This is a genomic window from Rhodoplanes sp. (genome assembly GCF_013377085.1).
Classification (GTDB): Bacteria; Pseudomonadota; Alphaproteobacteria; order Rhizobiales; family Xanthobacteraceae; genus Rhodoplanes.
The window spans coordinates 62163-70167 of the sequence record NZ_JACAAX010000036.1; the positions used below are offsets into that span (position 1 = coordinate 62163).

General features: G+C 70.6%; 3 protein-coding genes. 1 reads left to right on the plus strand and 2 read right to left on the minus strand.

From position 1 onward, the window contains the following. Positions 1-139: 139 nt before the first annotated feature. Together HXX10_RS21855 and HXX10_RS21860 are read right to left on the minus strand one after the other, a co-directional pair. Positions 140-544 carry an Hpt domain-containing protein gene (locus HXX10_RS21855; RefSeq protein WP_296525217.1) on the minus strand — a complete coding sequence of 135 codons (405 nt, stop codon included), beginning with the start codon at positions 542-544 and terminating at the stop codon, positions 140-142. Between the two features lie 401 nt (positions 545-945). Further along, positions 946-1260 carry a hypothetical protein gene (locus HXX10_RS21860; RefSeq protein ID WP_296525218.1) on the minus strand — a complete coding sequence of 105 codons (315 nt, stop codon included), beginning with the start codon at positions 1258-1260 and terminating at the stop codon, positions 946-948. Positions 1261-1477: 217 nt separating this feature from the next. Between HXX10_RS21860 and HXX10_RS21865 the strand changes: the two genes are divergently transcribed. Further along, on the plus strand, positions 1478-7870 hold the full coding sequence (locus HXX10_RS21865) for a hypothetical protein (protein ID WP_296525220.1): 6393 nt from the start codon (positions 1478-1480) through the stop codon (positions 7868-7870). Positions 7871-8005 lie beyond the last annotated feature (135 nt).

The window sequence follows — 8005 nt, forward strand, 5'->3', positions numbered from 1 at the left end:
ATGGCCCCGGCTTTTGACCGGGGCCACTGTCGGCCGGACGATGTGAGGGGGGGAGGGGGGCTCGTCCAGCTTCCTCCTGAAAATGGGGGCCGCGGCACGCCTTGCAAGAGGACGCCGCGAGACGGCGCCCTACCCCGCTTCACTCTGCCGCATCTGGACTCTGCCGCATAAGGGCGATGGCGCGGCTGGCCTCGGCACCGGCCGCTGCCATGGCGGCGATCGGTCCGGCGAGGTTCGTTCCGATCGCGACGGCCATCTCGATGGCCTCGGCGGCCTCGACCACCCCCCACGCACCGATGCCCCGGGCCGAGCCCTTCAGGGTATGGGCCAGCGTCGCCGCGGCGGCGGGCGGCGCCATGTCCATGCGGGCGACCAGGAGGGCGATCTGCTGATCGAACAGATCCAAGACCTCGTCCTGCAGGTGGCGGTCGCCGAGCGTCATCCGGAACAGGTGGACGCGGTCGATCGGCTCCGGCCCGGCGGTCTCCGGGACGGGCCCCGGAACCGGCTGGACGGGAGGCTCGAGCCAGGAATGCTTGTGCATGTGACGCCCCGATTTTTTTCTGGCCGTACTGTGGCGCCGGATTCTCACCTTCGAGTAAATGCCGGAAGCGACGCGGGAACGGCGTTGCATCGGCGCAACATCGCAATGGCCCGTGCCGGGCCAAAACAGCCCTTCTTTCGGAGATTCTCTTCAGAGATCGGAAGGGATGAAACGGAAAACCCGAGAAGGCGGCTGGGATCGCTGCTCAACCGGAGCTCGATCCGAACGACGGTCCGACCTGCAGCCTCGAGAGTCCATTATCGGGAGTCCGGACCAAGGAGACCGGGACGGATGGTCCCCTGGGGACTGACGGGGTGACGGCGACCCAGCCGACGGGCGCGACAGCTCACCGTCCCGCGCTCGACGGCGCGGACTTCTTCAGACCAGTCCGCCGCAGCGCCTCAGGCCGTCGGCGGCTCGCGCCCGACCACCCGGTAGCCGGCCGCCGTCAGGCGGCACACCAGCCAGTCGGGCTTGAGCGGATTGTCGAACCAGGGCCGGGCCCAGCCGTGGGTCACGCAGGCCTCGACGGTCTTGCGCGGCACCATGCGGCCCTCCGGGTCGAACAGCGGGAGCTTGCCTCCCGGCTCGGCCAGGCCACGTTCGAGGTAGCGGCGCTGAGGCTCGCTCGGCCGCAGAGACGCCGTATTGTCGCCCTCATGATGATCGGGGGCCAGAGGCAGGCGGTCGTCCGTGCGTAGGGGCAGGGCTGGCATGGGCGCACCGTTAACGATGATTAAAAAGAGGTTACCAAACTTGGTTTCCCTTGGGCTTCCACCACTCTAGGATAGCCTGACCACAGGGGGGAATCCCAGCGGCATTGTCATTCCCGCCTGCGGGCCGTGGTCACGACACCGTGCGGTTGCGCGGAACGACCACGATTATCCACAGGGCCTCAATCCTGTTCAGCGTAGCACGCGAGGCGACGACGACATGGCTAACTATCCGAAAAAGGCCAAGGACCCGACCGAGGTCGCTCTGTCGGCCATCCAGGAGGCCCTCAATGTGGGCGGCACCGAGCCGACCTCGACCTCCACTTCGGACAGTCCAGCACTGACCTCGGCCGACGGCCGACGCGATCGATCCATGTCGCTCGACGATCCCATGCCCGGTTTCCCGGACACCGCCCCGCGCCGGCTCGACGACACGCCGTCGGTCCCGGCCAATGACGACCGCGAGACCATCGGCCAGGTGCTGCAGTCGCTGCAGCGCCGACCGGCCCGCACGCCCTACATGGTGGCCAGCCTGTTCAGCGCCGCCTGGGGCATCTCGGCGCTCGGCCTGATCCTCGGCTACTCGGCCGAGATCGGCGCCCTGATGAGCCAGGGTGCGGTCGCGGTGCCGCTGGTCTTCGGCATCGCCTCCGGCATCGCCGCCCCGATCGTCTTTTTCTTCGTGCTCGCCCACATGGTGTCGCGCTCGCAGGAGCTGCGCATCGTCGCCCAGGCGATGGCGCGGGCCGCCATGCGGTTCGCCGAGCCCGAGACCGTCGCCTACGACTCCGTGGTGAGCGTCGGCCAGGCGATCCGCCGCGAGGTCGCCGCCATGGGCGACGGCGTCGAGCGCGCCATCGCCCGCGCGGTCGAGCTGGAGACCCTGGTCAACAACGAGGTGGCCGCGCTGGAGCGCGCCTACAACGACAACGAGGTGCGCATCCGCAACCTGCTCGACGGCATCGCCCAGCAGCGCGAGACGCTGGTCGGCGAGGCCGAGCAGGTGCGCAACGCCATCAGCAACGTCCATCTCGACCTGTCGCACGACATCTTCACGGTCAGCGAGGTGGTCGGCGAGCGCGTCGGCGAGGTCGCCCAGCGCATCACCCGGACACTCGCCGAGAAGGGCGAGCACATCACGCTGGCGCTCGGGTCGGCCGGCGACTCGATGATCGCGGCGCTCGGCGAGCGCGGCGGCGACCTTCTGGAGCGCCTCGAGCGGACCAGCGACGAGGCGACCCGCGCCATCGAGGCGGTCAGCGACCGCCTCACCGACGGCCTCAACCTCAAGACCGGCCATCTCAACGACGCCATCGTCGAGATCGCCGACAACATGCAGGACATGCTGGGCGGCCGCCTCGACCGCGTCGCCGACGAGTTCGCCCAGAAGACCATCTCGCTGGTCGAGCTGCTGGAGAACCGCTCGCGCGAGATCACCACCATGGTGATGGACCACACCGACGCGATCTCCGGCACCCTGGTCGACACGTCGAGCCAGATCGCCGACACCATCGCGACCCGGGTCGACGAGGTGAACAACACCCTCAAGGCGACCGGCGACTCCATCGTCCTCGATCTCAGCCTGCGCGGCAGCGACATCGTCTCCAAGCTCGAGGAGACCGGCAGCAGCATCACCGAGGCGCTCACCGACCGCGGCGGCGACATCGTCTCCAAGCTCGAGGAGACCGGCGGCACCATCACGAGCGCGCTCAACGAGCGCGGCGAGACCTTCACGCGCACGCTCACCGAGAGCGCCCAGGCGCTGGCCGACACGGTCGGCGGCCGCGGCGACGAGGTGCGCGAGCTGCTGGCGGCGCGCCTGCGCTCCTTCGAGGAGATCCTCACCACGGGCAGCGGCGAGCTCGCCGACCAGCTCGGCTCGCGCGGCGACCAGGTCCGCGAGATGCTGTCCGAGCGCCTGCAGGCCTTCGAGGCGATGTTCACCACCGGCGGCAGCGAGCTCGCCGACCGCATCGGTCGCGACAGCGCGACGCTGGCGAGCCTGATCACCCGGCATCTCGCCGAGTTCGACCGCACCGTGAAGACCTATGGCGGCGACCTGGTGGAGCGCATCGGCCAGCGCACCCAGGACGTCAACGAGACCCTGAGGGTCTATGTCGACGGCTTCGACACCCGCGTCACCACCAAGTCGGGCGAGGTCGCCGACCTGCTGGAGAGCCGCCTGGTGCGGTTCGAGGAGGCCCTCGACCAGCGCACCCAGGCGATCGGCGAAACCCTGACCACGCGGGTCGCCGACATCGGCAAGACCGTGGGCGAGAGCAGCAAGGAGGTGGTCGCCGCGCTCGACCGCCGCGTCGACGCCATCACGAGCCTGATCAACACCGGCGGCCAGCAGTTCATCGACACGGTCGGCGGCAAGATGACCGAGATCGACGGGACGCTCGCGGCCCGCTCGAACGACGTCGCCACCGCGCTCGACGGCCGCATCGCCCGGCTGGAGGATTTGCTGGTCACCCGCGCGGCCGCGCTGACGAGCGAGATCGAGACCCGCAGCCAGGCCGCGGCCGAGCTGCTGCTCGGGCGCGCCGAGAGCCTCACGGGCGAGGTGGAGAGCCGCAGCAAGGCCGTCGCCGAGGCCCTGCTCGACCGCACCCAGGCCGTCACCCACGACATAGAGATGCGCACCCGCACGGCGGCCGACACCCTGCTCGGGCGCGTCGAGAGCCTGACGGCCGACGTCGAGACCCGCAGCCAGGCCGCGGTCGCAAGCCTGGTCGGCCAACTCGGCACCGCCACCAGCGACATCGAGACCCGCACCCAGGCGGTGGCCAGCGCCCTGCTCGGCCGCGCCGAATCCGTCACCAGCGATCTCGAGGCCCGCACCCTGTCGAGCGCCGAGCTGCTGGTCGGCCGCATCGGAACGGCCGCCACGGAGGTCGAGGCGCGCAGCCGCGCCGCCGCCGATCACCTGCTCGGCCGCGCCGACAGCGTGACGACCGACATCGAGCTGCGCACCCGCGCCGCTGCCGACCAGCTCGTCGAGCGCACCGCCACGGTGGCGGTCGGCATCGAGCAGTCGGCCGGTTCGGCCGCCGACGCCTTCGCGGCCCGCGTCGACCGGCTGGCCGCCGAGATCGAGTCCCGCACCGGCACCACGGCGACCTTCCTGTTCGACCGCTTCGAGGGCTTCGCCCGCGACATCGAGGTCCGCAGCAACACCGCCGCCTCGTTCCTGAGCGAGCGGATCGACAGCTTCGGCATCGACATGGAGGCCCGCAGCGGCAGCGTCGCGGCCCTTCTGACCGAGCGCGCCGAGACCGTCGCCCACACGGTCGAGACCCGGACCGACACGGCCGCGGCCCTGCTGGTGGAGCGCGCCGAGCGCGCCGCCAGGGCCGTCGAGGACCGCAGCAATGCGGCGACCGAGCTGCTCGCCACCCGGTTCGACACGGCCTCGCGCGATGTCGAAGCCCGCAGCAACGCGGCGACCGAGATGCTCGCCACCCGCCTCGAGGCCGCCTCGCGCGACGTCGAGAGCCGCAGCCGGGTCAGCACCGAGGCGCTCGCCGGCCGCATCGAGCAGCTCGCCGAAGCGGTCAAGACCAACACGCTCGAGGCCGAGGTCGCGCTGGAGCGGCTCGCCTCCTCGACGACCAGCGCGCTGCGCAGCAGCGCGGCCGACGCCGAGACGAGCATCATGCGGGCCGCCGGCGGGTCGACCGACCAGATGCGCGCCGTGGTGAACGAGATCCAGGAGCTGCTGACCAGCGTGTCGTCGGGCGTCGCCGGCACCCTGAAGCAGGACGCCGTCGACCTCGAGCGCCTGCTCAGCACCACCTCGTCCAATGTCAGCGGCACGCTGAAGCAGGACGCCGCCGAGATCGAGCGCCTGCTGCGCTCGCTGTCGGCCGGCGTGAGCAGCACGCTGCGCCAGGACGCCGCCGAGGTCGAGCGCACGCTGTCGACCGTCACGGAGGGCGTCAGCGGCACGCTGCGCCAGGACGCGAGCGAGTTCGAGCGCACCCTGACGGCCCTCTCGACCGGCATCAGCGGCCGGCTGCGGCAGGACACCGCCGAGATCGAGCATGCCCTCACGGGCCTGTCGACCGAGGTGAGCGGCACGCTGCGGCAGGACGCCGCCGAGGTCGAGCGCACGCTGTCGACCGTCTCGACCAATCTCAGCGACACGCTCAAGCGCAACGCCGCCGAGGTCCAGCAGACGCTGGTCGGCACCAGCACCGAGGTCGCCGCCACCTTCGTCGGCAAGGCCGAGGAGATCGCCGGCGCCATCGAGAAGCGCTCGGGCGAGCTCAACCATGTGCTCGACGAGAAGAGCAGCGGCCTGCTCGCGGCGATGACGGCCAAGGGCAACGAGTTCACGGCCGGCATGGGCCGGGTCACCGACCACGCCGTGAAGTCCATCGAGTCGAAGGCCTTCGCCTTCACCCAGACCATGATGGACAACTCCAACGAGCTCGCGCGGGTGATCACCGAGGCCAGCGTCAAGTCCACCGACACGGTCAACAAGACCCTGAAGGAGCTGCAGGACACCTCGCGCGCCGCGGTCACCGACTCGGCGGCGGCGCTGACCAAGCGCATGCAGGATTGGCAGGAGATCACGCGCAGCACGGTCGCCCAGTCGGCCGCCGGCCTCACCCAGAAGCTGCAGGAGCTGCAGGAGACGACCCGGACCACGGTGGCGCAGTCGACCGCCGCGCTCACCCAGAAGGCGCAGGAGCTGCAGGAGACGACCAAGACCGTGTTCGGCCAGTCGACGGCCCTGCTCACCCAGAAGGCCCAGGAGCTGCAGGACACCACCACCAAGGTGGTCGGCCAGTCCGGCATGGTGCTGGCCCAGAAGGCGCAGGAGTTCCAGCAGTCGACCCGCACGGCCGTCGAGCAGTCGACCTCGCACGTGCTGCAACACGTCGAGGAGCTGCAGAAGGTCTCCGACGAGGCGATCGAGAGGTCCAAGCAGACCGCGGTCGCCACCGTCTCCGAGATCCTCGAGACGCACGGCATGCTGCGATCGGACACCACCGCGCTGTTCGAGCGCCTGCGCGAGGCGAACGGCCTGATCCAGGAGGTTCTCGGCGGCGCCCAGGACAATCTCGGCGCCATCGAGCAGGGCCTGTCGTCGCGGGTGACCGAGTTCGTCACCACGATGAACGATCTGCTCGCCCGCACCAACCAGACCACCGACCGGGTCAACGAGCACATCGGCTCGTTCCAGGACATCAGCGGCCGGGTGATGACCGAGCTCGGCGAGATCGTCACCCAGTTCGACGGTCACGGCCGCTCGCTCACCGACATGGTCGACCTGATCGAGACCAGCAACCGGCGCAGCGAGGAGGCCCTCTCCGAGCGGCGCGTCGACCTCGAGACGGTGGTCACCACGCTCGACAGCCGCACCGAGGATCTCGACCTGCGGCTCAGGCGCTTCTCGGATCTGCTCGAGGAGTCGCTCGGCGCCGCCGAAGGCCGGGCCCGCGACATCGCCCGCATCGTCGCCGAGGCGAGCTCGCAGGGCGCCCGCGCCATCGCCGAGAACCACGAGCGGGTGCGGTCGACCTCCGAGGAGGAGCGTCAGCGCACCGCCGAGAGCCTGCGCGGAGTCTACGAGCAGGCCTCGACCGAGGCGCATGCGCTGTTCCGCCAGACCGCGAACGAAGCCGAGTCGATGCTGCAGACCGCGACCGAGCGCTTCACCGAGGTGCTGTCGAACATGAAGCTGATGACCTCGGAGATGCAGCGCGAGCTGGAAGGCACCAGGCAGGAGCTGCGCCGGGGCATCCTCGAGCTGCCGCAGGAGACGGCCGAGAGCGCGGCGCAGATGCGGCGCGTCATCGTCGACCAGATCGAGGCGCTGGCCGAGCTCAACCGCATCGTCGCCCGGCACGGCCGCACCATCGACACGGCCACGGTCGAGCCGACCCGGCGGGTCTATCGCGAGGAGCCGGCGCTGGCCGCCGTCGGCGGCGGCGGACGCGCCGATGCGGGCGCCCGTCCGGCGATGCGCGAGCCGCCGCCCCGCGCCGAGGCGCCGATGGGGCCGCCGTCGCCCCCGGCCCCGCCGCAGCAGACGCGGCGCGTCGTCGAGCGCAATCCCGAGCCGCAGAGCCCGGCCCCGCCCACCGCACCCGGCGACGCCAAGGGCCCCCGCGGCGGCTGGCTGTCGGACCTGCTGACCCGCGCCTCCCGCGAGGAGGACGACCAGCCCCTGCCCCGCGGCGGCGAGGACCGCGGCCAGGGCCATGGTCCGCGCCAGGACGGCCCGCGCCAGGGCGGCGACGACCGGACGGCCCGCTACACCATCGAGTCGCTCGACGCGCTGTCGGTCGACATCGCCCGGATGATCGACCACGACGCGGCGGCCGAGCTGTGGGATCGCTACAATCGCGGCGAGCGCAACGTCTTCACCCGCCGCCTCTACACCATGCAGGGCCAGAAGACCTTCGACGAGATCCGCAAGCGCTACCGCGCCGACCGCGAGTTCAAGCAGACGGTCGACCGCTATATCGGCGAGTTCGAGCGGCTGCTCGAGGAGGTCTCGCGCAACGACCGCGGCCAGGTCGTCGCCCGCACCTATCTCACCTCGGAGACCGGCAAGGTCTACACGATGCTGGCCCACGCGGCCGGACGGTTCGACTAACAGGCGTTCGATCAGCAGGCGTCAAAACAAGAAGCAGGATCCACGCGAAAGGCGGCGCCCCCGGGCGCCGCCTTTTTTCGTGAGGTCGACGAACGCCCTCTGGTCCGGCGCGAGGCGTCGTAGCCGCGTAGCGGC

What these genes read in the sequence shown, in the direction of transcription:
- HXX10_RS21860 (WP_296525218.1), bottom strand. Translation starts at nt 1,260, where the DNA reads ATGCCAGCCCTGCCCCTACGCACGGACGACCGCCTGCCTCTGGCCCCC.
- HXX10_RS21855 (WP_296525217.1), bottom strand. Translation starts at nt 544, where the DNA reads ATGCACAAGCATTCCTGGCTCGAGCCTCCCGTCCAGCCGGTTCCGGGG.
- HXX10_RS21865 (WP_296525220.1), top strand. Translation starts at nt 1,478, where the DNA reads ATGGCTAACTATCCGAAAAAGGCCAAGGACCCGACCGAGGTCGCTCTG.